The sequence below is a fragment of the Vibrio sp. Vb2880 genome (assembly GCF_033337975.1).
Classification (GTDB): Bacteria; Pseudomonadota; Gammaproteobacteria; order Enterobacterales; family Vibrionaceae; genus Vibrio; species Vibrio alginolyticus.
The window spans coordinates 20,627-45,637 of sequence record NZ_JAWORT010000025.1; the positions used below are offsets into that span (position 1 = coordinate 20,627).

Consider the following 25,011-nt stretch of genomic DNA (forward strand, 5'->3'; position numbering starts at 1 on the left):
TTTGCTTTGAATTCACCGTTTACGGCTTCTAACTCTTAGCCTATTTCTTTGGCGCTTCTTCATTTTTGTGGTGGCTTTTGAGAGAACCTTGGTTACTTTTGGTGTGGCTGTTGAAGTACGAGGAAAGAATCCTTTTCTAATTTGAAGGCTGTGAAAGTAGGGCAGGTCAGTGCATTTTTCTTCTAGCCAACTCTCGTCTCTTAATCGAGTTTAAGTTTTGTAGCTGCCTGTCTCACTTCAGTGTTCAAAGCCTTTCATATCATGCCACTTTTCAATATCTTGGAGCGCATAAATAGAAGTAGCGCATGTACTAACAAATTGCTTAAGAGTGATTCGTAACGCGTGGCATTTTTACTTTGCGGTGGCTTATGTGATTAAGGCGCTGTGCGGTAGCTTTTGTATTGCGTTACTCACACCTTAGCAAGGCGTTATGATTTTGGAGGTAATATTGGAAATTAGTGACTTAGCAAAGAGTATAAAAAGAGCAAAAATATTGGCGTTTTCTCTAATAGCTCTGATACCTACGGTTTATTTAGTTTGGTTTTATTTTATAAATAACCTTCCTCTCTCGACTGATAGTTCGATTTGGGGCACCTTTGGAGACTTTATTGGTGGCATCTTAAATCCACTGATAGCCTTATTAGCTTTCTATTGGTTAACTCAATCAGTACTAATTCAAAAGACCGAGTTATCTGAAACTCAGAAAGTGCTCAAGGAAACTGAGAAGGCTCAAAAAGAACAGGCGCTAACTCAAGAAAAAAAGCGATTTGAAGACACATTCTTTTCTCTACTAAACCAACTCAATACCGTCTTTGACGGATTAAATGAGCGTTTGATAGTCATGGATCGCCCGACGGCTTCAAAAATCATGAAGCTGCATAATGCTGTTATTAAAAATGGTACTGGTAATACTATTGAGCAGAGAGTCGCTAAAATGCGTGAATCTTCAAGCGATACGAGCCACTACTTCAGGGTTCTTTACCATATACTCAAGTTTATTTTGGAAAATAGTCGGTTCGATGCTGAACCAATGCTGTTTGAAGCCGCGGTCGAAAAAAAAGTTACTAGAACCGAGAAATTTTACTCCAACATTGTTCGCTCTTTCTTGAATAAGGAAGTTATCCAATTATTAGCCATCAATTGTGTAGTTGTAGATCCTCTAGACCCATACTATAAATATCGCCAACTGGTTGAACGCTATTCCTTATTGGAACACCTACATATTGACGCCGAGTGGCAAAAGGAGTTGTTTGGAAAATATGACAAATCGGCTTTTGGTGAACACCCAGAAGTACAATCATAACAAACAATTTAAGAGTGATTCAGCACGCTTGGCATTTTTAGTTTGGGTTAAGTTCAGTGTTTACGGTGATCAAACGGGGTGCAGTGCTAGCGTGCTTCACACCTTAATTGGGCGTTAAGTGTATCTACAAGTAAGGAGACTAAATTGGCAAGGAAATCTTTGATAGAACATGTGTTTAATGAACTAGTTGATTTGAGTAAGCAGTTTTGGCAGGTGAGCCTTTTTGCCACAATATTGTTTATTGTACTTACGTTGTTTGCAGTAAAATTCGCTGTTGGAGTGCTAAATGGGATTGAATCTGGTTCACCTACGAATATAGCAATCATAAATTCAATTGGTTGGGTGTTTTATTTAGTACCGATAGTTTTCGGTATGATTACGGTGTTTTTTGGTGTAAACACTCTCAAAGGATATGTGGAGTCAAAATACACTTAACAAAGCGTTTAAGACGGATTCACAACGCTTGGCGATTTCAGCTCCAGTCAGGTTAAGTGTTTAAGGTACAATGGTTTATGTTTTGTGGTCGGCGTTGTTCACCACTTAACGCGGCGTTATGTGCTTGGAGGAATTAATATGCAAAAGAAGCAAATTGCAAAATACATATTATTTTTCCTTGGTATTGGAATTGTTATAGCTGTTGGCTTTGAACAGCTGTTCTTTCGAGGAAAGCTTATAGATACTCATCACGGCGTGGTTCTATCTTCGTGGGATAACACAGATGCTCCTGGTAAAAGCCGAAGCATCCACATTTATAGAGCAGCTGTAAAGTTAGAGCATGGTGAGGTTGTACAGGTTATATGCAAGTCGATCTGTATTGAGGGCAAGGAGGTTATTGTTGAACGGTACAAGCCATTGTTTGGCAGCTACAGCAACTATTACAGTTCATTATTGGCTCCGTGAAAAATGTAACTACACACATAACAAACTGTTTAAGAGTGATTCGCAACGCGTGGCATTTTTACTATGCGTTGGTTTTAGTGTTTAAGGTGGTATGCGGTAGCATCGGTATTACGTTGCTCACACCTTAACAGGGCGTTAGTTCCCCAGAGCGAGTATCAATCCGTAGGGAATTTTTGTTTCTGGTGGAGTACACGCATAACTCGGATGATATCGCCCTCGACCCAGTAAGACACAATCATCGAAATCTCAGGAATAATAAGCAATCGTCCGCGGATGCCATCTCGTTGTACGCCCATTAAAGGTTGTTCAAGCAAGTTTTCTACTTTTGCTTCAATGAGGTTGTCAGTTTTTTCTGCCGCATCAGGGTTAAAGTCATAGAGAAACTCGAAGATCTTTTCACGATCATTAAGTGACTCTTCTTCCCATAAAATCATTGCTTACCTCGATTACGGATTCTGGCCTTGCGCTCTTCCATTCGAGACTTAGCAGTTTGGTGCTCAACGAAAACGGATTTTCCTGAGTCAAACTTCTCAAATGCTAGGTTTACTTGTTCAGTTAGCCATGCATCGTGAGATAATGTTTTTCTTTGTTGTTCAGCTAGTTGCTCAGTAAGTTCACGGCAAGCATCACTTAAAGTTCGACCTTGGCTCTCAGCCATTTGTTGAGCTAGGCGTTTTGTTTCTTCATCAACACGAAATTGAATTCTAGTGTCCATGATGTATTCCTTTGTTGGTGTGTGTACAAATGTTAGCACTAGGCTTTGAGATGGGCAACTAACAATCTGTTTAAGAGTGATTCGCAACGCTTGGCATTTTTGCTATGCGTTGCGTTTAGTGTTTAAGGTGTTATGAAGGGGCTTTTGTATTGCGTTGCTCACACCTTAACAGGGCGTTAGGCTTCAAGGAGGAAGTTGTTAGTGTTAATACCACAATGGGAATCCAAAAATTTGGTTTTCACTGAGTTTTCAAGTGATGAGGCGCATCTAGCTAAGTCAATTTTTGACAGTAACTTAAATGTAAAAGCAATGGATCCAACGTTTAGGGAATGGCCTCTCACAGAATATGAAAAATTAATATCTGAAAGCAGTAAGTTAAAATTACCTGACGAGCAAGGTGCATTTTACCTAAGAAAAATTAGCACAAAGAAAGGTCAAGTGGTGGGTTACATACAGATGGAGTTTCACGCTCCTTTAACTGGCACTCTTTGGCTTCCTATGTTAACAATTCTACCGAGTTTCAAAGGTCAAGGTTTGGGTTCAGAAATAGTTAGTAGTGTTATAGCTGTAGCCTGTGAATACGTTAAGCTACAAAACGTAGGTTTAAATGTTTACGCAGAGAACACTTCTGCTTTTAGGTTCTGGTACAGACAAGGTTTTACGCAAATTCGAGCTTTCGATCAAGAAACGGAATTCGGCAAAGAATACAATTGCTTAGTGCTATATAGTGAGCTAGAAGCCTAACAAACGCTTCAAGACGGATTCGCAACGCGTGGCATTTTTACCATGCGTTGATTTAAGTGATTAAGGTGGTGTGCGGAAACTTCGGTATTGCGTTGCTCACCACTTAAGCGGGCGTTATGCTTCTTAATTGAGTCAGGATAAAGTATTGATAGAAATAGAATTTAGTATCTATCTGGCAAGTAAAAAGAATTGGGTTCATTTAGTCAAAAATGTTCACCTTCCGGTAGTGCCAAGAGTTGGTGAGTTTGTTAAGTTCAACAACCGCATTGTAGGCGATTACTTCTCTTGGACCGTAAATCAAATAACTTATCGCGAAAGTGGAGTGATAGAAGTAACTACTGAATTGCTCGATAACACTAACAACCGAATGTATTCATTCGAAGAGCAAGATGAGTTTCTAGAGTATTACCATTCTTATTTAAACGAGGGGTGGGTTTCACCTCATGGAATTAAAGCTAACAAGCAATACCAACGGTGAAAAGCAGAAGCATAACAAACTGTTTAAGAGTGATTCGCAACGCGTGGCATTTTTACTATGCGTCGCATTGAGTGTTTAAGGTGGTATGCGGAAGCATCGGTATTGCATTGCTCACACCTTAACAGGGCGTTAGTTTGCAAGAGGAAAAACGCAGCTATATCGCAAGATCTAGTGGTAAAAGCTCAAAGTCGAAATTGTCGTATCGGCGTTCAATTTCAGTGTTAACCAGCGTGGTGAAATTCAAAATTGGCATCGTTTCAACGGCTGATTTGTTCTTTGGTGCGGTGACTTTTGGGTTCTCTGAGTCGAACTTTTTTGCTGAAACTCTGCTCGTTGAGTTTGTCGATACAAAAGCCGATTTACTTGCCGCAAGGACGTTTTCTTTGGTGTGGTAAGTTCACGTGGTTTCAGTGACTTTGTTGAAAGTCCGCATTGTGAGATTAGTTTTCCAAAAGCGCTTTTTGGTGTTGTAAGTTCGTTTTCTGCGGTGTTGTTTGTTCCACGTGGTTTCATTGAGTAGCCGCTTTGAAACTACGCCTGGCTTAAGTGCATCAAAACACTTAAAGCTTATTGTTTACAAAGTTTAAAATAACGTAAATCAACGCTTTGGGTTTGCAAACTAACAAACTGCTCAAGAGGGATTCGCAACGCGTGGCATTTTTACTATGCGTTTAATTTAGTGATTAAGGTGGTTTGCGGCAACATCGGTATTGCGTTGCTCACCCCTTAGCAGGGCGTTAGGCGAATAGAGCAAGTTATGAACCTTAAACTGGTATAATACGGTGCTGCTCTACGTGAAATTTGGTCAAAGAACATTAAAAATAAAGGGTAAGTGAAATGACAATGCGCACCTATACAAAGCTACAATGTTCATGCGGGCAAACCGGAGAAATTGTTGAAAGCGAAAACGATCAACCTTTTTCAAAAGAGTGGTCTAAAACAAGCCTGAGAAACTTGGGTTCCAAAGGTAGTTATCAAGGAAACCACCACTTAATTGCAAAAATGCATCCTTCATGTCTTAAGTGTGGCAATAGTTTGAGTCCAGAGCATATCGTTGAGTAATTCGCCTAACAAACTGTTCAAGAGGGATTCGCAGCGCGTGGCATTTTCACTATGCGTTGGTTTTAGTGTTTAAGGTGGCATGCGGCAGCTTTGGTATTGCGTTGCTCACCCCTTAACAGGGCGTTAGTTTTATGGAGGAAATATTGTGGAAATCTGGAAGTTATTGTTCTTTATACCTGCGTGTTTTGCACTCAATATGACTCCTGGTCCAAACAATCTATTGTCCATGAACAATGCTCGTTGTTACGGTTTCAAATCCGCTTTTATTGCTGGACTTGGTCGTATTGTTGCATTCGCTGTAATGATTGCCTTGGCTGCTTCAGGTTTAGCCGTCGTTCTCTATGCTTCTGAGACTCTATTTCTAACGATTAAAATTGTGGGCGCAGCTTATTTGTTGTGGATTGCCTTTAATCTTTGGCATTCGGAAGCGAGCCCTGTTTCTGAACTAGAAAATACTCGCAACCGATTAGGTTTAGCTAAACAAGAATTTTTGCTCGCCGCTGGTAACCCAAAGGCGATCTTAATCTTTACCGCCTTTCTACCACAGTTCGTCGATGTTTCAGCGAGTGTAAATGAACAGTTCTTCGCTCTAGGAGCTACTTTCCTAGCTTTAGAAATGTGTGCAATATCGATTTATTCGATATTTGGAATGTACTTAAGGCAGTGGTTTACGAAGCCGAAAATAGCAAAGCGCTTCAATAGAGGCTGTGCAACTTTTTTGGCTATGTCTGGAGCAAGTTTGTTGCTGAGTCGCCAGCAATAAAACTAACAAACTGTTTAAGAGTGATTCGCAATGCGTGGCATTTCTACTATGCGTTGGTTTTAGTGTTTAAGGTGGTATGCGGCGGCTTCGGTAATGCGTTGCTCACACCTTAACAGGGCGTTAGGCGACGGGCAGGAAAGTTCTTTGTTCTCATCTTCTTAGTTCTCTTTGAGCTTTCGTTTTTCTATGTCGGCAATTCAACACTGTCGGCTCAAATTCTCGAATCTCTTTGGCCGTAAAACATACCAAGGTTCGCGGGTTGCCTCATTGGTTTTTACAGTCGGTTGGTTGTGAGTTTCACTGGCTCAAAGTGTGGAAAGGGCAAGTTAATTGAGGCTTTTGTGCTCGCTTTAAGTTTGCAGCTTTACGTCTCGCTTCCTCAAAAGCGACTTGAACGCTGAAAGTCTTTATTTCGTAGTTGTTGAAATTTCGGCTGAAACATAGTGACTTTTATGGTTCTTGAATCACAAAAAGTCAGCGGGTGTTTGGTTGCTTATTTTGTTTCGGGTAATCTGCTTTCAAAACAACTGAAACACTAGTGGGAAACTTCGCCTAACAAGGCGTTTAAGGCGGATTCACAACGCTTGGCGATTTTAGTTCAAGTCAGATTAAGTGTTTAAGGTGCAATGGTTTAGGTTTGGTGGTTGGCGTTGTTCACCACTTAACGCGGCGTTATGCGCCAGAAAGGTGAGTTGGTAAAATGAATGAACTAGAAAAATCTATCATCCAATTTATTTTTAGCTCTTATCCAGATGACTTCAAAAACACCTGTATTTCTGAGCTAATTGTGTCAGAGCGTGAATATACGGGAGCTGGTGTTATCGTATGCTTCGAAAAACGAGGTAATGTCGTAACTAACTCTAAGGCAGTAAACTTTATTGGTCCTCTAGTTGAATCCTCAGCTTTGGAACTGGGTGCAGAGACTGTTTTAAGTGTTAATAATGGTCGCCTTGATTGCCTAGATATTCTAGTTAGAGGCTGTGGCGACATTAAAGCTGTTACAAGTTATCGGTTAATCGATGAAGACGTTAATTTCGTGTGTGATTCAAGCGCATAACAAATTGTTCAAGAGTGATTCGGCACGCGTGGCATTTTTACTATGCGTTGGTTTTAGTGTTTAAGGTGGTATGCGTTAGCTTCGGAATTGCGTGCCTCACACCTTAACAAGGCGTTATGCGTTTCAATGTAAGAGAGGTTTTGTGGAAGTAAAAAAAGCGGAATATTTCCATATACATAGAGTTAATGATTCTAGTTCTATTTGGGAAGTTGGCAGCAGAATTAACTGGGTGCAAAAAAAACTCAATTTGTTTAATGAGCACTATAATAAAAACGGTTTATTTTATAATGATGGAGAGGACAACTTACCCTTCCGACAGGCGATGGAGAAATTCTTTAACGCAACACCGGAGTATCAAAATGCTCATATAGGTAATATGCTCGCAATGTCGCAGGAAGTAGGAAAAAGTCTTTCTATGTTTGTTCGAGAGCAGATCTTTGAAGAGGTTAGAAGTAACTATTTTCCTCACTTACCTAGTCGTAAAAATTGCATCTGGGTTTGTTCAAAGGAAGCTGTGCCATTTTGGTGGGACACCTTAGGTGCTGAAAATCAAAAAATACTCAAACTCAGTTTAACGGGGTCGCTATTTATCTCAGATCAAAAGCACTTGTTAGCTGACACAGTTCGTCATGATGATTTAAGAGCTTTAGCTTTTGAATACTGGACAGGCAGTGATGGTTTGAATGTCGAAGACCAAGAGGTTTTATTCGAAGGTATAATTGATGTTGTTGATAGCTTTGAATCAAAAGAGCATTTTTTAGCACACGCATAACAATCTGTTTAAGAGTGATTCGCAACGCTTGGCATTTTTGTTATGCGTTGCGTTTAGTGTTTTAGGTGGCATGCGGTAACATCGGTATTGCGTTGCTCACACCTTAACAGGGCGTTATACCAAAAAGGGGGAAACTCCCCCTAATAAGTATTATTGATCCAATGCTATGAAGTCCCGGATACCCTCGGAATAGCCTAGTGCAAAAGCTTGGTGAACACTTTTGTGTCGCCCATCAGCCCTTGCTTGGCTATCGCCTAATTCATTGATATCTAGCTGAATTGAGCTTCTCAACTGTCTACCTTGTTCATAACCTGAATTGTATGCGCATTGACAGCACTTATGGCGGCCATTGTCGTGCATTTGATGGTTACTAAGGGTTGTGAGAACTGATTCATCTAAACGGCGAGCGTGCGTTCGATTACATGGCATAGTAAGCTCCTTTCATATGTCCAGCATAGCAAGTTATAATCTCTCTCGAATATGAAACACAATGCGTTAGATCAAAGGTTCATCACACGTATATGGAATTGGTATAACAATAAATTTAAGAGTGATTCACAACGCTTGGCGCTCTCACTTCTAGTCAGTTTAGTGTTTATGGCACAATGCTTTAGGTTAGGTGGTTAGCGTTGTTCACACCTTAATTTGGCGTTATGCATCATGGAGAGGCGGATGAAATATACTTGCCCTTGTTGTGGCTACAATACTTTCGATGAGCCCGTAAAAGGTACATATGATATTTGTGAGCTTTGCGGTTGGGAAGATGATTTGGTGCAAAATGGAGATCCAGATTACGAGGGTGGTGCAAACGGAATTTGTCTTCGCGAGGCGCAGCTTGAATTTTTAAAAGAAGCTGTTGATACAACAGGTTACATCAAAGATCTAGGTTGGAAACTGTTGGGCCCATCATCAAAAGAATCGCGGCTAAAGAATTCTAAAACAGATTTTATCGTTACAAGCAGCGGTGATGTCAAAAATGCATAACAAAGCGTTCAAGACAGATTCGCAACGCTCGGCACTTTCGGTTTGCTTCAGTTTAAGTGTTTACGGCACAATACTTTAGGTAAGGTGGTCTGCGTTGCTCACCACTTAACGCGGCGTTATATTTTTAGGAGGTACGGTGACATCACTAAGCAAAGCTCTAAGCTTAGAGTGTAGGGAGATCGTATCTCCGGAAACAGCAGATTTATATTTTCAGCAGGGCAAAATTACGGATAAGCGCAAATTCATCTGTGTTGGGGATGGTTGTGGCTGCTCAATTACTTGTGTAAATATCGACAAGCCATTGTCAAAACGCAAAGTAGACCCATATTTTCGAACTGTAGATATTCACTCTGACTCCTGCAATATTTACGAGACCAATTATCTGAATACAACAGACCTTGGTGATATGGCTCATGTCCCTGATGAACAGAAGAAAAGTGAAAATGAGCCTGATTTATTTTTCATGAAACGCCCTAAGAGCCACCTTGTTGAAACAAGGGTAAACCCGGGTGTTGAAGGCGTGGAGACTGTAACTAAAATAACGGGTAAGCCTCTTGGTCATATTGAGCACATATCTCCTTCGAATATCTATCATTTGGGTTCACTGGTTGGTAAGTACTACAAATACCAAAAAGTGGGCTTACTCAAAAAGAGAGCAATCGATATTGGTGAAAACTCATATGCATATAGTGAATTATTCAAGCGAATTAAAGATCAAGATTTTGTAAATCCCGAAGTGATTGAACAAAGAGTTCGTGTATATTGGGGGCTGGTCGAAAGTGTGGTGCGACTGAAAAATGGGGATGTCAAAATCAAATTTTCTGAGTCTGCTCGTTTTAAAACCGCACGAACCAAAGTTAGTGTTGTTATTAGAAGCTCGCTTTTAAAGAATTACCGCTTCAAGAGGTCGATCGTAGAAAGTATTGAGGACTCAATAGGCACCGATAAAGAGCAGTTAGTTGCTTATGTTTACGGGGCTCCCGAGTTGATTATTAACGATCATATTGACCTCATTTTTAAGCCGTTTAATTTAGACTTATTCGAAATAAAAAAATATAACAAAGCGTTCAAGACGGATTCGCAACGTTTGGCATTTTCGGTTTGATTCAGCTTTAGTGTTTACGGCACAATGGTTTAGGTAAGGTGGTAGCGTTGCTCACCACTTAACGCGGCGTTAGGTTTTTATTCGAACTTGGTGCAAACTTCAAAAAGACGTATATTGGTTTTATTGCTTATTCGTGATAAGGAGGTTGTGTGTGAGTAATTTAATTGGTTTAGTTTTAGGTTTTGTGTTGGTAATGCCATTGGTTGTGCTACTTCATGAGTTAGGGCATGCAGCTCCTCAGTTAATGACAGGTCATTCGGTAGAAATTCGATTGGGAAGTGGAAGTAACGCGAAAGAATTTCGGGTTGGTAAATTAAAGCTTTTAATCACACCGTTGTCGATGAATGTTGGCTTTGCTTCAATAAAAAGAGATGTGAGTAAAAATTTACAAGCAGTCTCTCTGTTAATGGGTCCCGTTGTATCTCTAATTTTATGTATTGGCTTATATTTGCTTAGTCGCTATGAATTACCGCATTTAGCTCAATACTTGGTAAATTTTGGGCTGTACTTTTCACTGTTTCAATTTTTATTTACATCAATACCAATATACTACCCAAGCTACTTTGGTGCGTATGAGGGTATGCCCAGTGATGGTAGGCAAGTGCTGGAGTTACTTGGTTTACTGAAAGGTCAAGGGGCATAAACCTAACAAAGCATTCAAGAGTGATTCCCAACGCATGGCATTTTTCATTCCAATTTTGAGTGCGGTGTTTGCGGTGGTATGGTTGAGTTTCGTGGTAGCGTTGCTCACACCTTAATGCGGCGTTAGCCTTTTATATCGTACACAAGGAGCTATATTGGAAGTTGTAGTTGTTAAATGTTCAAATATTTCAGGTTCAAGTGCAGAAACTCAGCACCTAAACCATGAATATATTGATTTTTGGGGTAAAGTCGCTGAGTTTTTCGAACAGAATAGCATTGTATTTGAGGGGCAGTACGTCAGAATCTCTTTAGAAATTGATGATGTCCTTAATATGCTAGATAACCTCAAATTAGAAAACTTAGACGGTTACTTCAACAGATTACGAGAAGAAGCAGAAGCAAGTGGTAAGTTTGAACTACCATCCCCTTATGGAGCTGAGTTTAAAATAAAGTTCATAGAGACTCCCGATTCAGAGCTGTGGGACAGTAACTATTTTGCGCATAGATTCGTGGAACTGCTTTTTCTTGCAATGAACCTTTGCAAACGTGGGGCGTGCAATTTAGCTAACTTTCACCTTTCATGTGATAAAAGGCCTAATGCAATTTATGTTGATTCTATTGAGTCTGCTTGGCACTCTGCTGACCAGAATCGTTGGCCTCTCCTCAAAGAATTGGATTTTAATATAGTTTGGAATTGGTTAGTTAAAAATGGTGGTCTGGAGTATTCACTAGCAAAGACTTCGGTTACTAAAGCAATTGCGGTTCTATTAAGCTTATCGTACAGCACTTCTTTAATTTCACCCTCTGAAGTTGTTCAAGTTTCACAAGTTATCGAAAGCTTCTTGATAAATAAAAACGAACCCAAGGCGCGAGCTTTAGAGAAAAAACTACCAGTCTTATTCGGCAATCCACCAAATAAACTAGCAAAATGGCCCTCTCAGTTTTACAAGTTACGCAGTGATATTGTGCACGGTGAATATCCAATTTTCCGCCCGAGGTTTGAAGAGGTTGATGAACATTTCGATGATTCGTCCGAGTATTATTGGAAGTTAGTGGATGCTGTATATGCTGGAATGTCTATAATCCTAGCCATAGCGCAAGATTTGGCCTTAGAAGATGCTGATAGATACACCTTTCAAGAAAAAATAATTGTGTCTCGAGACAAAGGCTAACAAACTGTTTAAGAGTGATTCGCAACGCGTGGCATTTTTACTATGCGTTGCGTTTGGTGTTTATGGTGGTATGCGGAGGCATCGGTATTGCGTTGCTCACACCTTAACAGGGCGTTATGTTTTAAAGGAGAGCAAGGTGTTTGGACTATTTAAAAAGAAACCAGAAATCGAAAGTAAAGCGGAGCTCTCACAGGAAACTTCTCCATTCGAAATATTGCTACCAGATGAGAAGCTAAACGGTGAAGTACCAGACCTACGCATTGCCTCAAAAGTCTTGGATATTCTCCGTTCAAGCGGGCAGGAAGTTCAATCCCTAGAAATCTTTGAAGGAATGCCCGTTGTAAACTCAAACAACCCACAGCTTAAAGAATTTGCCTTTGTTGTAAATGGAGCCAAGCAAACCACAGCACTAAAAACGCAAATCGAATTCATGGCTTACCCGGCAGTTAAGGAAGGCTCTATAGGTGTGCTTTGCTGCCTTGTTCATGGAATCCTGCATGAATTTCATATCACTAAACGTGGCGGTGGGGCGACAATCAACTATTAGTTTTCGAAAGTAGTGCCTCAAAAAACATAACAAACAATTTAAGAGGGATTCCCAACGCTTGGCATTTTTGCTTCTACTTCAAATTTAGTGTTTATGGCACAATGCTTTAGGTTGGGTGGTAGCGTTGCTCACCCCTTAATTGGGCGTTAGGTTTCATGGGAGAGTTATCGTGACAGAAAAGAGTTTTTTGATTGAACATGGGGCATCTATCATCGCAGTTTCCGCTTCTTTGTTGACCGCAATTGTAACCCTCTCTTTTAATTGGTTTAGTAAAGTCACAGACCATACGTTTCAAGAAAAAAAAGAAGCTCTCAAGAGAGAAGTGGAATTCAAAAACAACTATGTCATAGAACCAATTATGGCTTTCATGAAGAAAGACATAATAATGGCTCAGGCTGTATATGCTAAAGGCTTGAATAGTAGCGAAGATGTCGTAATTGATTGTTCAACTCAGGGTGAGAATTTATATATTGCGTCATTGGCTGCTTCAATCAGCTCTGAGTTGGCAGAAAAAGTGAGATTGTATGGGCATGAAAAGGTTTCCTTAAATACTTACGCACTAGCTCCCAGTAAAGAAGAGGGTAAAGACTTAAACAAAGCGTATAAATGCCTTCGCAAATTAGAGCTGTATGCTAGTGAAATCATCACAGACCTGTGTGAGCATTGCACAGGAGCAAGAGAAAAAACCTAACAAACTGTTTAAGAGTGATTCGCAACGCGTGGCATTTTTAATATGCGTTGCGTTTAGTGTTTAAGGTGGTATGCGGCGGCTCGGTATTGCGTTGCTCACACCTTAACAGGGCGTTATGTTTTCGGAGGGAATATGAGCAGCTATAAGAAGCTATTTGAGTGTGTGAGACCAAACTTTATTTGTAGTCTCACAGCGACTCGGACCGAAGAACAAGGAGTTCTGAAGCTTAATCTTCGGAGTGAAAACGAAAATGTTGAACTCTATGGGTTTGAAGATTTGGCTGATTCAGTAAGTGATTTACTATCGTCTGAACGTATAACAATCTCAGAAGAACTAGGTACTTATAAAGAGTTTGGCACAATACGAATAGAGTGTTGGGTAAACGAAAGTTACTCAGAGTATTGGTGTGATCGCGCGAATGTAGAACAAACATAACAAATTGCTTAAGAGTGATTCGCAACGCGTGGCATTTTTACCATGCGTCGGTTTTTTGTGTTTAAGGTGGTCTGCAGAGGCTTGGGCATTGCGTTGCTCACACCTTAGCAAGGCGTTAGGTGCTAGAGGGAAAAGGTAGATATGGAAATCGCTTTTCGGCAAATAAGTATCGATGATTTAGACTTATGCGTTGATGCTAGAAAAGATGCATACTTTTGTAGTTTCGGTCATTATGACGGATTCGATGATTTCATTAGTGGTTATCGCGAGCGAGTTATTGAGCGGTTGGTGACTCCAGAGTGGTTCTACATTCATATTTTTGTTTCTGGTCAGTTCGCAGGGCAGTTGGAGTTTCGCAGTTTTTCACCAGAGCCTGAAACTGGTTATGTGCATCTGATCTATTTAAAATCAAATTTTCGTGGCTTAGGGCTAGCTCCTAAGTTGCAGGATTACATCGCAAATGTCTTGTTTAGAGCAGGTTGTAAGCGTGCAGTGCTTTCAGTAAGTCGAACTAACACTAGAGCTCTTACTTTTTACAAGCGCCATGGTTGGGAGTTTGTGCGTAAGAATCCAAAGCACGATGAAACTGACTTTTATCAACTTTGGTTACGCACCTAACAAATTGCTTAAGTGTGATTCAGCACGCGTGGCATTTTTAGTATGCGGTGCTTTTGGTGTTGAAGTGCCATGCAGCGGCTTGGTCATTGCGTGCTTCACACCTTAGCAAGGCGTTATGTGTACAGGAAGTACTTCATGAAAATCAATGGCATCCAATACTATTGGATAGTGGCAAGTGGGTTGGTTCTTCACATAGTTCTAACTCTCGTGGCTGTTGTATTTAACGACCAAATAGATTCACCTGACAGCGTAACTTTTGCTATCTATCTCATTGTTTGTGTTCCAGTCGTGGTGTGTTATTACACAGTAGTTCTAGAAATGTGGTCAGTTTTCCGATTTAAGTTAATATTGGTAAGTTTCTTTTTGCTTTTACTTGCCTTTATTGTTAATCCATATTTCTCGCTGCTATTGGCATTTGCACCGCATATATATTGGTTTTGGCGTATCAATGGGGTCAAAGGAAAATACACATAACAAAGCATTCAAGAGGGATTCACAACGCTTGGCAGTTTTGGTTTGAATTAGCTTAAGTGTTTACGGCACAATGGTTTAGGTTAGGTGGTGGCGTTGTTCACCCCCTTAATGCGGCGTTATGCTCTAGGAGGGAATTTTGCTCAATTTACTGAAGAAAGTGGTGCTAATCAATCTTGTTGCAGCATTGATTGTTATTCTCTTAGCTCAGTTTGTCCCCTTCTTTGCTACTACTCAGCCAGTCGACTTTCTGTTCTTCGTTGTTATCGTGAACTGGGTTTTAGCAAAGCTTATGTGGGAAGGTGGCGTATATAGTAAAACAGCGCATATGGATGATTCTAGAACAGATAAAGTTTACAAAATGGTAGAAGGTCATGATTTCGAAGAAGACCAACGAGAGCAGCATAGAATGAACTTCCAGACAGGTTTGGTTTTCTTTATTGCAGGGCTTCCAGCGTTTATCACTTGCTTAATTCTCCAATTTTCTTTGAGTACGAGCATAACAAATTGTTCAAGAGTGATTCGGCACGCGTGGCATTTTTACCATGCGTTGGTTTTAGTGGTTAAGGTGTTATGCGGAACCTTTGGTATTGCGTGCCTCACACCTTAACAAGGCTTTATATGATATGAGGGTTTGATAGTGAGGTTACCCAGAAAGTTAGATCGTCAACTCGGGTTTTATATTTGGGGATGCATTATTATCGCAGTGGCTTGGCCTTTAGTTATCCCGCTCGCTATTATTTGGGGTGCTTACAAAGCACTCTCTTTGATAATATCCAGCTGGTGTTCTAGCTGTAGTAAGCCCTTTTCTATGTATAAAGCGAAATCTATCGTAATAAAATCATATTGGGAAAAGGCGTGTTTAGATGGCTCTCCCGACTTGCGATATAAACGAAATGCTAAACACTATGAGCTACGTGAAACTTGGGTTTGCAAGCGTTGTGCGTTGACAAAAGTGAAAGAAGTCTCTCGTGTCGATTCATATTAATCATATAACAAACTGTTTAAGAGTGATTCGCAACGCGTAGCATTTTTACTATGCGTTGCGTTTGGTGTTTAAGGTGGTATGCGGTGACTGCGGTATTGCATTGCTCACACCTTAACAGGGCGTTAGAACGGGTTGGAAATCACAGGCTAGAATTTCAGAGTTAATCTTTTTCTTGGTTCTGCTTTTCACCTGAACCAGAGTGCCATTCACGTTCTTTCCGGTGGCATTATGTGCGGAGAGTTCGCTTCAAATTAGTTGGCTACGGTTTCTAACATTGTGGCTATTTCTTTCGCGCGGCTTCTTTGGTTTGGTGGGCTTTATCGGCTCAAATTGATTTATTTACTGTGGTGGTTTGAGTTTCTACGCCCGAATTCTTTGTAAATTTGAAATCGGTAGTAGGGGAGTGTTTCCGCGTGCTTTTTCTTCTACGCCAGCTTAAGTTTTGGGTGTGAGTTTTAGTTTGGCAGTTGTCCCTCTCGTTTTTGAGTTTACAGCTTTTCGTTTTGCCTATTTCTTCAATATCTTGGTGCAAACAATGAGTTACGTGGCATCGTTCTAACAAACAATTTAAGAGGGATTCCCCACGCTTGGCATTTTTGGTTTGGGTCAAGTTTAATGTTTACGGCGTCCAAAATTAGTATCGTGGTCGCGTGGCTCACCCCTTAATTGGGCGTTAACTAACTCCTTGGTCCCGGTTTATAAATTAAAGAGAAATGTTTATATGACATCAAAAGAACACTTTAAACCAATACCATGTCATGCAGACTACCTAAAGAGACTTTCTAACCCATATGGGATGAAATGCAAGCGGCTGCTCGATGATTTTGATTTTTATTACGAGAGTGGGAAAGTCAATTTATATAGTGTGAGCCTTGCAGGTCTTTCTCTAACAAGTTGTCTATACCACAATGTTGGTGACATAGAATCCAGTCTTAGAGCGATGGATATGCATCAGTACTTTGATATTAAATTAGTACAGTCACAGCTATTGAGTGATGGAGAGACGATTTCGGTAGTGCTCCCTAAAGCAGAGGTGACTCTAGTAGCAAAGAAAGAGGAATACAATGGTCTTGAAGGTGCGCTATATCTAACCTATTTAAGTTGGCTATCTTTATTTTGTGAGCAGGTGAGTGACATTGAGTACCTTGCCAACTTAGCCGACCATCCAAACACTGAGTGGTATAATGTTCGCTCTCGTACCTTCTTTGAGCTCCAAATGGTCATGCTCGGAATAAAATCTGGTGACGTTAAGTCGTTAATTCAGAGGTTTATTGATGTGAGTACGCCTGAATATCTTGAGGGCTTAGCCTTTGAACATGCAAACCTTGTCGATTTGCCAACGATTAATGTGATGACAAAAGTTCTAAATAAATCAGGTTGTGGTGAAGCGGAATATCAACAAGCGATGTATGAAGCGGTCAAAGGGCACCACAAGTATTGGAGTCAAAAAAAATTAAAAGAAGAGCGTGTAGGATATCTTGCGATGCCGTTACTGGCACTGGCAAAGCTTGCTTACCAGAAGTTTGGTTTTCGCTTAGGGTTTGAAACGGATTATGTTCCAGAAGCCTTCTATACCCGTAATATGCCCGAGCCGAGCTATAGCTTTTTAGATATTTACAAATCGTAGTTAGTTAACAAACTGTTTAAGAGTGATTCGCAACGCTTGGCATTTTTGCTATGCGTTGCATTTAGTGTTTAAGGTGGTATTCGGTGGCATCGGTATTGCGTTGCTCACACCTTAACAGGGCGTTATGTTCTAGAGGGGTTATGGGACTAAAAAGGATTAATCACTACGTTGAAGTTCTACCCAAAATGTTTGTCGGTTGGCGGATGGGTGAGGACCTAGAAACGTTATCTGAACTGCCTAATGGTGTCTTGTGTATTAACTTGCTCGATGGAACAGTTTCACATTCGATTGTTGGTGAGCTAGAACTGTATATTTCCAATGAGCTATCAGCCTGGTTTAGAAGCGAAGCTATAAAGGAAAATATCGACTTATCAACGTTATTAAAAGCTTCTTTAACAGTTGAAGTAGATACGGATAAAGTAAAAACCATTAAAAAACGTGTAGTGTTGTTTAATTTTGACTGCATAGCTCATGTAGCAACAGTGAAAAAGGTCTATGAAAGTAGGCTATCGGAAGTAACTAGGTGGCACACGAGGCTACGAACATAACAAACAATTTAAGAGGGATTCCCAACGCTTGGCATTTTTGCTTCTACTTCAACTTTAGTGGTTACGGTACAATGTTTTAGGTTGGGTGGTAGCGTTGCTCACCCCTTAATTGGGCGTTATGTAACATGGAGGCTCGATGAAAATCGGAGTCATATTAGGTACTTCAAAATCTGATGGTAATACGCGAAAACTAGTCGAATCATTCGTAGAGCAGTCAGATGCAAAACTGTTTGATCTATCTGATTTCGATATCAGTTTTTACGACTATGAGCATGAAAATAGCAAAGATGATTTTCTTCTAATTATTCATCAGCTACTCCGTTTTGATCATATGGTGTTTGCTTCGCCAGTTTATTGGTACTCAATGTCAGCACAGCTAAAAGTTTTCTTTGACCGATTATCCGACCTTCTAACAATCGAAAAAGAGCTGGGACGCAAGCTGAAAGATAAATCTATTTCAGTGTTATCTACTGGCTACAACTTAGACTTGCCTGCATGTTTTGTACAACCATTTGAACTGACAGCGAGTTATATGCAGTTAGAGTTTAAAGGATGTGAATACCTTGCTGTACAATCAGAATCGGATTTGGGTAAAGTTACCAGTAGTGCAGCGCAAGCTATTGAAAATGTTACATAACAAACAGTTCAAGAGGGATTCAGCACGCGTGGCATTTTTGGTATGCGGTGGTTTTGGTGTTGAAGTGCCATGCGGCAACTTGGTCATTGCGTGCTTCACCCCTTAACTGGGCGTTAGCTGTTTAAGGAAAAAATGAGAAAATACGATAAGCCGCTATTCTGGCTGTATATAAAAACAAGAGACTCGTTGTTGTCATCTTTTAAGGGCTTTCTGGGAATGCTTTTAGTGTTGTTCGGGGCAGCAGTAGTTTTAGGTAATGAATCCCCCGAGAATGTCTGGATTTCGGTGGGAATCATTTTACTAGTATCTAGTCTTCCAGTCTCAATGGGCCTGATGATGGTAAAGCTCAAATTTAAGAGTTTTGCTGGATCAATACCTACAGCAGAACTAGCGTATTTTTTACAGCACGATGAAGGTGCAAACTTAGATAAAGCTGTGAGAGGTTTATATTCGTTATGCCTATCTTTTATGATTTACCTTTGGTTTACGATGGTAACTATAGCAGTACTCGGTATGTTGGGAGCAAAGCTCGTGTTGTAAAACACAGCTAACAAACTGTTTAAGAGGGATTCGCAACGCGTGGCATTTTTTACTATGCGTTGGTTTAAGTGATTAAGGTGGTATGCGACGGCATTTGTATTGCGTTGCTCACCCCTTAACAGGGCGTTATGTTTATTGCGAAAAATTCCAGTTTCTTGCCATTAAATCCACAATAAATGTAGGTCGATGGTCTATTGTGCAATAAAATGCATTTCGTTTGGTTTTGTGTTTTGGTGTTTTATGAAAGTTTGGTTGCTCAGAATCTTTGGGTTTATTGTTGGTACAGCTCTAGCTTTTGCTTTTGAGTTCGCACTGTTGCTCATAATTAACGAAGTCTTTGACACACGACTTGTCCCTAGGGGAATTGGATGGGTGGCTATCCCGTTTTTCATCGGTGTTGGCGCGGCAAAGCTAGCCCCTGAACTTAGTTATTTTACAAAGTTTAAACAGACCTGCTTTAAACAGTGGTTCTGGAGCCGATCTACAGTTACTCGAATTGTAGTAATAGCTCCAATTTTCTGGATTTGTAGCGTAGCTTTGTACGTTTTCTTGTTTGAGCCATATGGTTATATGAGAGATCGTGACTACATGCATATGCTTAAGGTAATGCTATTCCCTTCCGCTATTTTAGTTGTTGGACACATGGTGTATCTGAAATTAATTGTTCCTAAATCCGCGGAAAATAAACATAACAAAGCGTTTAAGAGTGATTCGTAACGCGTGGCATTTTTACTATGCGTTGATATTCGTGATTAAGGTGGTGTGCGGTAGCATTGGCATTGCGTTACTCACACCTTAACGCGGCGTTATGTGAATGGCGAAAAATCACAGAATCTAGTCTCTAACTTCTTGCTAAAACTCATATTTACAGCAGCTCCAATTCGGTAAAATGCTCGAATATATTAGTCGTAATCTGGTGAGTTATGATCGCAGTAATTTTTGAAGTACAGGTAGCAGAGGGCAAGACTGCTGAATATCTAGATATTGCAAGTGAACTAAAACCGTTGCTCTCAGATATTGATGGTTTTATCTCAATCGAACGTTTCCAAAGTCTAACCAATGACGGCATGGTTCTATCTTTGTCATTTTGGCGTGACGAAGAAGCAATTCAAGAGTGGCGCAATCTAGAATCTCACCGATTTGCTCAATTAAAAGGTCGTGGTGGTGTTTTTGAAAGCTACAGACTCAGAGTTGCGGGTGTCATCAGAGACTATGGCATGGACATACGTTCAGAAGCTCCAAAAGATAGTATCGAGGCACACAGCTAAAATTCACATAACAAACTGTTCAAGAGGGATTCGCAACGCATGGCATTTTCGCTATGCGTTGGTTTTAGTGATTAAGGTGGTATGCGGCAGCTTCTGTATTGCGTTGCTCACCCCTTAACAGGGCGTTAGTCGCCAGAAAAAGTTAGCAATCAAAATCATGTTTCTGAGCTTAAAATTTAGCAGCAGTTTGTTTGGAACACAGATTCATCGTCGATCATTAGAACTTAGTTTTAGCTGTTTTGAGTCCCAAATTTTGCAAGTGTCCTAGAGGTTGTTTTGTTCTTTGGTGCTGACAGAGCAGGGCAATCGAGAGTTTGTTTTTGGTTGTAACTCCGCTCGGTGAGTTTGTTGGTACAAAAGCCGATTTACTCGCTGAAATGACGTTTTCTCTGGTGTGGTAAGTTCCACGTGGTTTCAGTAACTTTGTTGAAAGTCCGCACTGTGAGATTGGTTTCCCAAAAGCGCTTTTTGGTGTTGTCAGTCCGTTTTCTACGGCGTTGTTTGTTCCAAGTGGTTTCATTGAGTAGCCGCTTTGGGACTACGCCTGACTTAAATGCATCAAAGCACATAAAGTTTGTTGTTCGCAAAGTTTAGTTCGGCTTAAAATTGTCGCTCGGTGCCTCGCGACTAACAAACTGTTTAAGAGGGATTCGCAACGCGTGGTATTTTCAATATGCGTTGGTTTTAGTGTTTAAGGTGGTATGCGGCGGCTTAGGTATTGCGTTGCTCACCCCTTAACAGGGCGTTAGGAGTATAATAAAATGACATCAATCGTAAGTTGGTTTAATCATGAATTGAATTCTGAATCTGGTGGAGCAGTTTGGATTGTCGGTGATTCTAAAGTAACGGATGGTGGGGATAACCCTTCAATGCTTTTGGACTCTGGAGCTAAGGTTTTTTCAATTCCTCTGCTGTGCAAAGTACCTAGCTCTTCAGGTGCCTTTGATAAGTTAGTTTTGGAGTCTAAGGTAGGTCTAGCATTTGCTGGTAGTTCCCTTATTGGATTAAATGTGCACGCAGCTTTATCTACAATTTTTTCTAATCTGAATGTAATACAACGAATTCCGACTATGGATGAATTGGCAGAATATGTGAGAATGATAGCGAAGAGTTATATAGATACTCTTGCTGTGATGAAACAAGAGGGTGCACTTTGTGAATTTTTATTTGTCGGTTATTGTCACGTAACTAAGTGCTATAAAATTTGCGAGATTAGACCCGATTTCACATCCGGAATGTTTGAATTATCGCTGACTATCAATGATAGTGAAACTGCCAAACCTGAAGATTTCTTTATTTTAGGGGACAAAAAAGAACAAGTGAGTTCCGCTATTGATGAGTATCGTTCAGAACAAGAGCTTGATAGCATTTTGTGGCATAGAGCTCCGAAAATGATGCTTCAAAAGATCATTGAAGAGGATAAATATCAAACTATCGGAGGACATCTTCAGCTCGGAATCTGCATCAATCGGGACTTTACTCCGTTTTCTTCTTTAGTAGGCATGGAAGCAGCCCATTTAAGTTATCTAGGTTTTGACGTAACAGGGGACGCTAGCCGCATTGGTGGCAGTATGGTTGGTATCATAGGCATGGCGTAAATACTCCTAACAATCTGTTCAAGAGGGATTCGCAACGCGTGGCATTTTCACTATTCGTTGATTTTAGTGATTAAGGTGGTGTGCGGTGGCTTCGGTATTGCGTTGCTCACCCCTTAACAGGGCGTTATGCGTAAATGGAGGAAACATGGAAAATCAGGGAAAGTTGTTCTTCTTCTGTGGCAAGATGGGAGCAGGAAAATCGACCAAATCTAAGCTTGTTGCTGCAGAAAACAATGCAGTCCTTATTTCAGAAGACGATTGGCTTTCAGCTCATTATCCTTCACAAGTTCAAACATTTGACGACTATATTAAGTACTCAAATCTCATCAAGCCTTTCGTTAGAAGCCATGTTCAAAGTTTGTTGAATGTTGGGGTTAACGTTGTCATGGATTTTCCAGCGAATACTATTAAGCAAAGATCTTGGTTCTTATCACTGTGCGTCGAAGTAGGTAGTGAGCATGAACTTTGGTATTTAGACTTAACAGATGAGCAATGTTTATCCCAAATTGCTCATCGCCGAGTTGAACAACCTGAAAGAGCTATGTTTGACACTGAGGCTGTATTTCATCATGTGACCCAGTATTTTGAAGCTCCAGCAGCGAGTGAAAATCTTAGTTTGGTGCGTGTGGGATAATACGCATAACAAAGCGTTTAAGACGGATTCACAACGCTTGGCATTTTTGGTTTGAATCAGCTTTAGTGTTTACGGCACAATGGTTTAGGTTTTGTGGTCGCGTTGTTCACCACTTAACGCGGCGTTATGAACTACAGGGATAAACAGTGTATTCCATTGAAAAAGCATCTTTAAATCACATCGAAAGGCTAGTGGAAATTCAAACATCTGCTTTTTCGAACGATCGTAAAGTATGTGGTGCTGGTCCACCGGGTTTCGATAGTATTGAGCACCAAATAGCATGCCTTGAAAGCTACTTTTACTTTGTGATTAAACGTTCGAAAGAAGTAGTGGGTGGCTTTTACTTTTCAGTTGATGAAGAGCGCTTGAGTCTTATTCGGCTTTTTGTTGAACCAAGCTATCAGTGTCAGGGACTGGGTAAAATGGTTCTTGATTACCTAGTAAGGCAGGTTTCACATGGTATGTATATTGAGCTAGAAACACCGACTTTTAACACAGACGCTCATAGGTTTTACGAAAGGAATGGCTTTCACAAGGCTGAAACGGTTGACTACAAGTCTGGTAGTTCCTTTTTGTATAGAATGCAGGTCTAATCAATTACGTTCATAACAAGGCGTTTAAGGCGGATTCACAACGCTTGGCGACTTCAGTTAAAGTTGAGTTTAGTGTTTAAGGTACAATGGGTTTAGTTTGGTGGTTGGCGTTGTTCACCACTTAACGCGGCGTTAGGCGACATGAGATAAACGATAGAGTAGTGATAGTATCTTGGCGTGAATCTAGCTTCAGTTAATAGAAAAGGAGTGGATTAATGAATGGTAAAGCATTTGATAATTGGCAAAAATCTCGAAAGAAAGGATGTTTAAATTGGCTTTTCAGAACAACTTTCGTCACAGCCATTTTGTACATGATTTTTAATGTTATTTTCCTTTATCCATCTTCTGATGCGGCAAGCATTACGATTTTCTTATCGGATAATGCTCTTAATTACTCAATTTACACGATCGGGATGTTTTTCGCATTTTGGGCTATTTGGCTATACAACGAATCTTCGTATGAGAAAGAAGTTAAACGTAGAAATGTCGCCTAACAAAATGTTCAAGAGGGATTCGCAACGCGTGGCATTTTTACTATGCGTTGGGTTTAGTGTTTAAGGTGGTATGCGGGTGCTTAGGTATTGCGTTGCTCACCCCTTAACAGGGCGTTATAAGGTATTTGATGATAGAGCTTACAGATAAGGTTATTGGTCCCAAATACAGAATTCTTAATCCAATTCTTGAATTGCTCTTGGAAAGTGGGAATGAAGTCCTTACTGACTATACGTGGAGTTCTAATCCTACTGGTTATCTTTGTATTTTAAAAAAGCCAATAGACTTTGATTTAATTGAAAGCCGATTTGTACTGCCAAAAAGCATCCACTTAAACAAGCAATTTGGTGAAGTTGATTATGGGTTAGGCGCAGTAATCATTCGTTGTGCGTAACCTTATAACAAATTGTTCAAGAGTGATTCGGCACGCGTGGCATTTTTACTATGCGTTAGGCTTGGTGGTTAAGGTGTTATGCGGAAGCTTAGGTATTGCGTGCCTCACACCTTAACAAGGCGTTATAGCGCAAGGCAATATTGGAGTTTGGTTTGAATAAAGAAGTTAAGAAAAAGATTCATCAAATTAGGGATATTTTGGCGAGTTTTGAAAAATCAGACTTTCATAGTATGACTAGTTTTTATCACTCTTCTGGCTTTCCAAATGGTTGCTGTGGAGATGCTACAGATTTGCTAGGTCTGTATTTATTGCAGTACCACAACTTAGACAGTGAGTATGTCTGTGGTAATGGGCTAGGTGAAAATTTCAACCAATCCCATGCGTGGTTGGTGTGCAATGGTTATATTATTGATATTACAGCAGATCAATTCAATGAAGATGGGTATGAACTACCTGCTGTTGTTATTGAAAAACAAAGCTCGTTTCATGAATTGTTCGATGAAACCACAAGTCGTAATACTAGTGTTAGCTACTTACAAGGCACGGGTATTCCGAACGTACTATCGAAAGTATTGTCAGTAATGCGCGCGTCGGAAAATGCGCTATAACAAACAATTTAAGAGTGATTCAGCACGCTTGGCATTTTTGGTTTGAGTTGTGTTCAGTGTTTACGGTGGTCAAATTGAGTGTCGTGGTCGCGTGCCTCACACCTTAATTGGGCGTTAGTACGGGTTTGACATCAAAGGTTATAAGTTTTGGTGTTTATCTGTTTTGGCGCTCGTCTTTACACATTTCAGTTAGTGCCTTTCACGTTCTTTCCGGTGGCACTATATGCGAAGTGTTCGCTTTGATTTCACCGTTTACGGCTTCTAACTCTTAGCCTATTTCTTTGGCGCTTCTTCATTTTCGTGGTGGCTTTTGAGAAAACCTTGATTACTTTTGGTGTGGCTGTTGAAGAACGAGGATTGAATCCTTTTCTAATTTGAAGCAAGTGAAAGTAGGGCAGTTCAGTGCGTTTTTCTTCTAGCCAACTTTCGTCTTTCAATCGGGGTAAAGTTTTGTAGCTGCCCGTCTCACTTCAGTGTTCAAAGCCTTTCATATCATGCCAGTTTTCAATATCTTGGAGCGCATAAATAGAAGTAGCGCATGTACTAACAAATTGCTTAAGAGTGATTCGTAACGCGTGGCATTTTTACTTTGCGGTGGCTTATGTGATTAAGGCGCTGTGCGGTA

At 40.4% G+C, this 25,011-nt stretch carries 32 protein-coding genes and 1 pseudogene; 29 read left to right on the forward strand and 4 right to left on the reverse strand.

All coding sequences use genetic code 11. The features are described from left to right. The first annotated feature begins 448 nt into the window (after window positions 1-448). The 3 genes from R7M92_RS20795 (at window position 449) to R7M92_RS20805 (ending at window position 2,203) form a co-directional block, all read left to right on the forward strand. Entirely contained in the window at window positions 449-1,303 is an 855-nt protein-coding gene (locus tag R7M92_RS20795; protein WP_227484034.1) for a putative phage abortive infection protein, read from the forward strand. Between the two features lie 144 nt (window positions 1,304-1,447). After that, window positions 1,448-1,738: a hypothetical protein gene (locus tag R7M92_RS20800; protein WP_318134154.1), complete on the forward strand. Its 291-nt coding sequence runs from the start codon at window positions 1,448-1,450 to the stop codon at window positions 1,736-1,738. Window positions 1,739-1,876: 138 nt separating this feature from the next. After that, on the forward strand, window positions 1,877-2,203 hold the full coding sequence (locus tag R7M92_RS20805) for a hypothetical protein (protein ID WP_318134156.1): 327 nt from the start codon (window positions 1,877-1,879) through the stop codon (window positions 2,201-2,203). A gap of 155 nt (window positions 2,204-2,358) precedes the next feature. Here the strand turns inward: R7M92_RS20805 and R7M92_RS20810 are convergent, their stop codons facing one another. After that, a complete protein-coding gene (locus R7M92_RS20810) occupies window positions 2,359-2,637 on the reverse strand; it encodes a type II toxin-antitoxin system mRNA interferase toxin, RelE/StbE family (RefSeq protein ID WP_005398411.1) in 279 nt (92 codons plus the stop codon). Further along, the gene (locus R7M92_RS20815) at window positions 2,634-2,918 is read right to left on the reverse strand and encodes a type II toxin-antitoxin system RelB/DinJ family antitoxin (protein WP_005398409.1); all 285 of its coding nucleotides are present in this window, start codon (window positions 2,916-2,918) and stop codon (window positions 2,634-2,636) included. The genes R7M92_RS20810 and R7M92_RS20815 overlap by 4 nt, the downstream gene beginning before the upstream one ends. A gap of 201 nt (window positions 2,919-3,119) precedes the next feature. Between R7M92_RS20815 and R7M92_RS20820 the strand changes: the two genes are divergently transcribed. The 6 genes from R7M92_RS20820 (at window position 3,120) to R7M92_RS20850 (ending at window position 7,794) form a co-directional block, all read left to right on the forward strand. Continuing rightward, complete coding sequence (locus tag R7M92_RS20820) at window positions 3,120-3,662, forward strand: GNAT family N-acetyltransferase (protein ID WP_318134233.1); 543 nt, start codon at window positions 3,120-3,122, stop codon at window positions 3,660-3,662. Between the two features lie 145 nt (window positions 3,663-3,807). Next, window positions 3,808-4,140, forward strand: coding sequence for a hypothetical protein (locus tag R7M92_RS20825; RefSeq protein ID WP_318134158.1), 333 nt, complete (start codon window positions 3,808-3,810; stop codon window positions 4,138-4,140). A 230-nt stretch (window positions 4,141-4,370) separates the two neighbouring features. Continuing rightward, a complete protein-coding gene (locus R7M92_RS20830) occupies window positions 4,371-4,535 on the forward strand; it encodes a hypothetical protein (RefSeq protein WP_225474305.1) in 165 nt (54 codons plus the stop codon). A gap of 812 nt (window positions 4,536-5,347) precedes the next feature. Next, a complete protein-coding gene (locus R7M92_RS20840; RefSeq protein WP_318134159.1) occupies window positions 5,348-5,965 on the forward strand; it encodes a LysE family translocator in 618 nt (205 codons plus the stop codon). Between the two features lie 700 nt (window positions 5,966-6,665). Continuing rightward, a complete protein-coding gene (locus tag R7M92_RS20845) occupies window positions 6,666-7,022 on the forward strand; it encodes a hypothetical protein (protein ID WP_038882247.1) in 357 nt (118 codons plus the stop codon). Between the two features lie 142 nt (window positions 7,023-7,164). After that, a complete protein-coding gene (locus tag R7M92_RS20850) occupies window positions 7,165-7,794 on the forward strand; it encodes a DUF2441 domain-containing protein (RefSeq protein ID WP_318134163.1) in 630 nt (209 codons plus the stop codon). A gap of 150 nt (window positions 7,795-7,944) precedes the next feature. Here the strand turns inward: R7M92_RS20850 and R7M92_RS20855 are convergent, their stop codons facing one another. Then, window positions 7,945-8,223 (reverse strand): hypothetical protein, encoded by a 279-nt coding sequence (locus tag R7M92_RS20855; protein ID WP_029790587.1) that lies wholly within the window; start codon window positions 8,221-8,223, stop codon window positions 7,945-7,947. Window positions 8,224-8,466: 243 nt separating this feature from the next. On the opposite strand from R7M92_RS20855, the gene R7M92_RS20860 reads away from it, so the two are divergent. The 14 genes and pseudogenes from R7M92_RS20860 to R7M92_RS20940 all read left to right on the forward strand — a co-directional run bounded on the left by R7M92_RS20860 (window position 8,467) and on the right by R7M92_RS20940 (window position 20,067). Then, window positions 8,467-8,778, forward strand: coding sequence for a CPCC family cysteine-rich protein (locus R7M92_RS20860; protein ID WP_318134166.1), 312 nt, complete (start codon window positions 8,467-8,469; stop codon window positions 8,776-8,778). A gap of 136 nt (window positions 8,779-8,914) precedes the next feature. Continuing rightward, window positions 8,915-9,883, forward strand: a complete 969-nt coding sequence (locus tag R7M92_RS20865) for a hypothetical protein (RefSeq protein WP_318134168.1) — start codon at window positions 8,915-8,917, stop codon at window positions 9,881-9,883. 151 nt (window positions 9,884-10,034) lie between these two features. Then, window positions 10,035-10,526, forward strand: coding sequence for a site-2 protease family protein (locus R7M92_RS20870; RefSeq protein WP_318134170.1), 492 nt, complete (start codon window positions 10,035-10,037; stop codon window positions 10,524-10,526). A 154-nt stretch (window positions 10,527-10,680) separates the two neighbouring features. Continuing rightward, entirely contained in the window at window positions 10,681-11,697 is a 1,017-nt protein-coding gene (locus R7M92_RS20875; protein ID WP_318134171.1) for a hypothetical protein, read from the forward strand. A gap of 136 nt (window positions 11,698-11,833) precedes the next feature. Continuing rightward, window positions 11,834-12,244, forward strand: a complete 411-nt coding sequence (locus R7M92_RS20880; protein WP_318134173.1) for a hypothetical protein — start codon at window positions 11,834-11,836, stop codon at window positions 12,242-12,244. Between the two features lie 169 nt (window positions 12,245-12,413). Further along, a complete protein-coding gene (locus R7M92_RS20885) occupies window positions 12,414-12,935 on the forward strand; it encodes a hypothetical protein (RefSeq protein ID WP_030000941.1) in 522 nt (173 codons plus the stop codon). Window positions 12,936-13,511: 576 nt separating this feature from the next. Further along, entirely contained in the window at window positions 13,512-13,988 is a 477-nt protein-coding gene (locus tag R7M92_RS20890; RefSeq protein ID WP_047124116.1) for a GNAT family N-acetyltransferase, read from the forward strand. A 610-nt stretch (window positions 13,989-14,598) separates the two neighbouring features. Next, window positions 14,599-14,943, forward strand: a pseudogene (locus tag R7M92_RS20900) (hypothetical protein); the annotation flags it as partial. A gap of 1,225 nt (window positions 14,944-16,168) precedes the next feature. After that, a complete protein-coding gene (locus tag R7M92_RS20910) occupies window positions 16,169-17,074 on the forward strand; it encodes an Imm49 family immunity protein (RefSeq protein WP_213904204.1) in 906 nt (301 codons plus the stop codon). 83 nt (window positions 17,075-17,157) lie between these two features. After that, a complete protein-coding gene (locus tag R7M92_RS20915) occupies window positions 17,158-17,622 on the forward strand; it encodes a hypothetical protein (protein ID WP_318134180.1) in 465 nt (154 codons plus the stop codon). Between the two features lie 136 nt (window positions 17,623-17,758). Continuing rightward, on the forward strand, window positions 17,759-18,259 hold the full coding sequence (locus tag R7M92_RS20920; protein ID WP_206960231.1) for a flavodoxin family protein: 501 nt from the start codon (window positions 17,759-17,761) through the stop codon (window positions 18,257-18,259). Window positions 18,260-18,391: 132 nt separating this feature from the next. Then, complete coding sequence (locus R7M92_RS20930) at window positions 18,392-18,799, forward strand: hypothetical protein (protein WP_318134182.1); 408 nt, start codon at window positions 18,392-18,394, stop codon at window positions 18,797-18,799. A gap of 240 nt (window positions 18,800-19,039) precedes the next feature. Next, window positions 19,040-19,516: a hypothetical protein gene (locus tag R7M92_RS20935; RefSeq protein ID WP_318134184.1), complete on the forward strand. Its 477-nt coding sequence runs from the start codon at window positions 19,040-19,042 to the stop codon at window positions 19,514-19,516. A gap of 206 nt (window positions 19,517-19,722) precedes the next feature. Then, window positions 19,723-20,067, forward strand: a complete 345-nt coding sequence (locus tag R7M92_RS20940; protein ID WP_258623947.1) for an antibiotic biosynthesis monooxygenase family protein — start codon at window positions 19,723-19,725, stop codon at window positions 20,065-20,067. Window positions 20,068-20,284: 217 nt separating this feature from the next. On the opposite strand, the gene R7M92_RS20945 is transcribed toward R7M92_RS20940, so the two are convergent. Further along, on the reverse strand, window positions 20,285-20,587 hold the full coding sequence (locus R7M92_RS20945) for a hypothetical protein (RefSeq protein WP_267439509.1): 303 nt from the start codon (window positions 20,585-20,587) through the stop codon (window positions 20,285-20,287). Window positions 20,588-20,828: 241 nt separating this feature from the next. On the opposite strand from R7M92_RS20945, the gene R7M92_RS20950 reads away from it, so the two are divergent. The 6 genes from R7M92_RS20950 to R7M92_RS20980 all read left to right on the forward strand — a co-directional run bounded on the left by R7M92_RS20950 (window position 20,829) and on the right by R7M92_RS20980 (window position 24,386). Then, window positions 20,829-21,665, forward strand: coding sequence for a hypothetical protein (locus R7M92_RS20950; RefSeq protein WP_318134187.1), 837 nt, complete (start codon window positions 20,829-20,831; stop codon window positions 21,663-21,665). A 145-nt stretch (window positions 21,666-21,810) separates the two neighbouring features. Next, window positions 21,811-22,299, forward strand: a complete 489-nt coding sequence (locus R7M92_RS20955) for an AAA family ATPase (protein WP_140052766.1) — start codon at window positions 21,811-21,813, stop codon at window positions 22,297-22,299. Window positions 22,300-22,445: 146 nt separating this feature from the next. Then, on the forward strand, window positions 22,446-22,892 hold the full coding sequence (locus R7M92_RS20960; RefSeq protein ID WP_318134188.1) for a GNAT family N-acetyltransferase: 447 nt from the start codon (window positions 22,446-22,448) through the stop codon (window positions 22,890-22,892). Window positions 22,893-23,107: 215 nt separating this feature from the next. Beyond that, window positions 23,108-23,386: a hypothetical protein gene (locus R7M92_RS20965; protein WP_020840791.1), complete on the forward strand. Its 279-nt coding sequence runs from the start codon at window positions 23,108-23,110 to the stop codon at window positions 23,384-23,386. A gap of 128 nt (window positions 23,387-23,514) precedes the next feature. Continuing rightward, on the forward strand, window positions 23,515-23,778 hold the full coding sequence (locus R7M92_RS20975) for a hypothetical protein (protein ID WP_036827851.1): 264 nt from the start codon (window positions 23,515-23,517) through the stop codon (window positions 23,776-23,778). A 152-nt stretch (window positions 23,779-23,930) separates the two neighbouring features. Then, window positions 23,931-24,386 carry a hypothetical protein gene (locus R7M92_RS20980; protein WP_213965713.1) on the forward strand — a complete coding sequence of 152 codons (456 nt, stop codon included), beginning with the start codon at window positions 23,931-23,933 and terminating at the stop codon, window positions 24,384-24,386. Window positions 24,387-25,011: the final 625 nt, after the last annotated feature.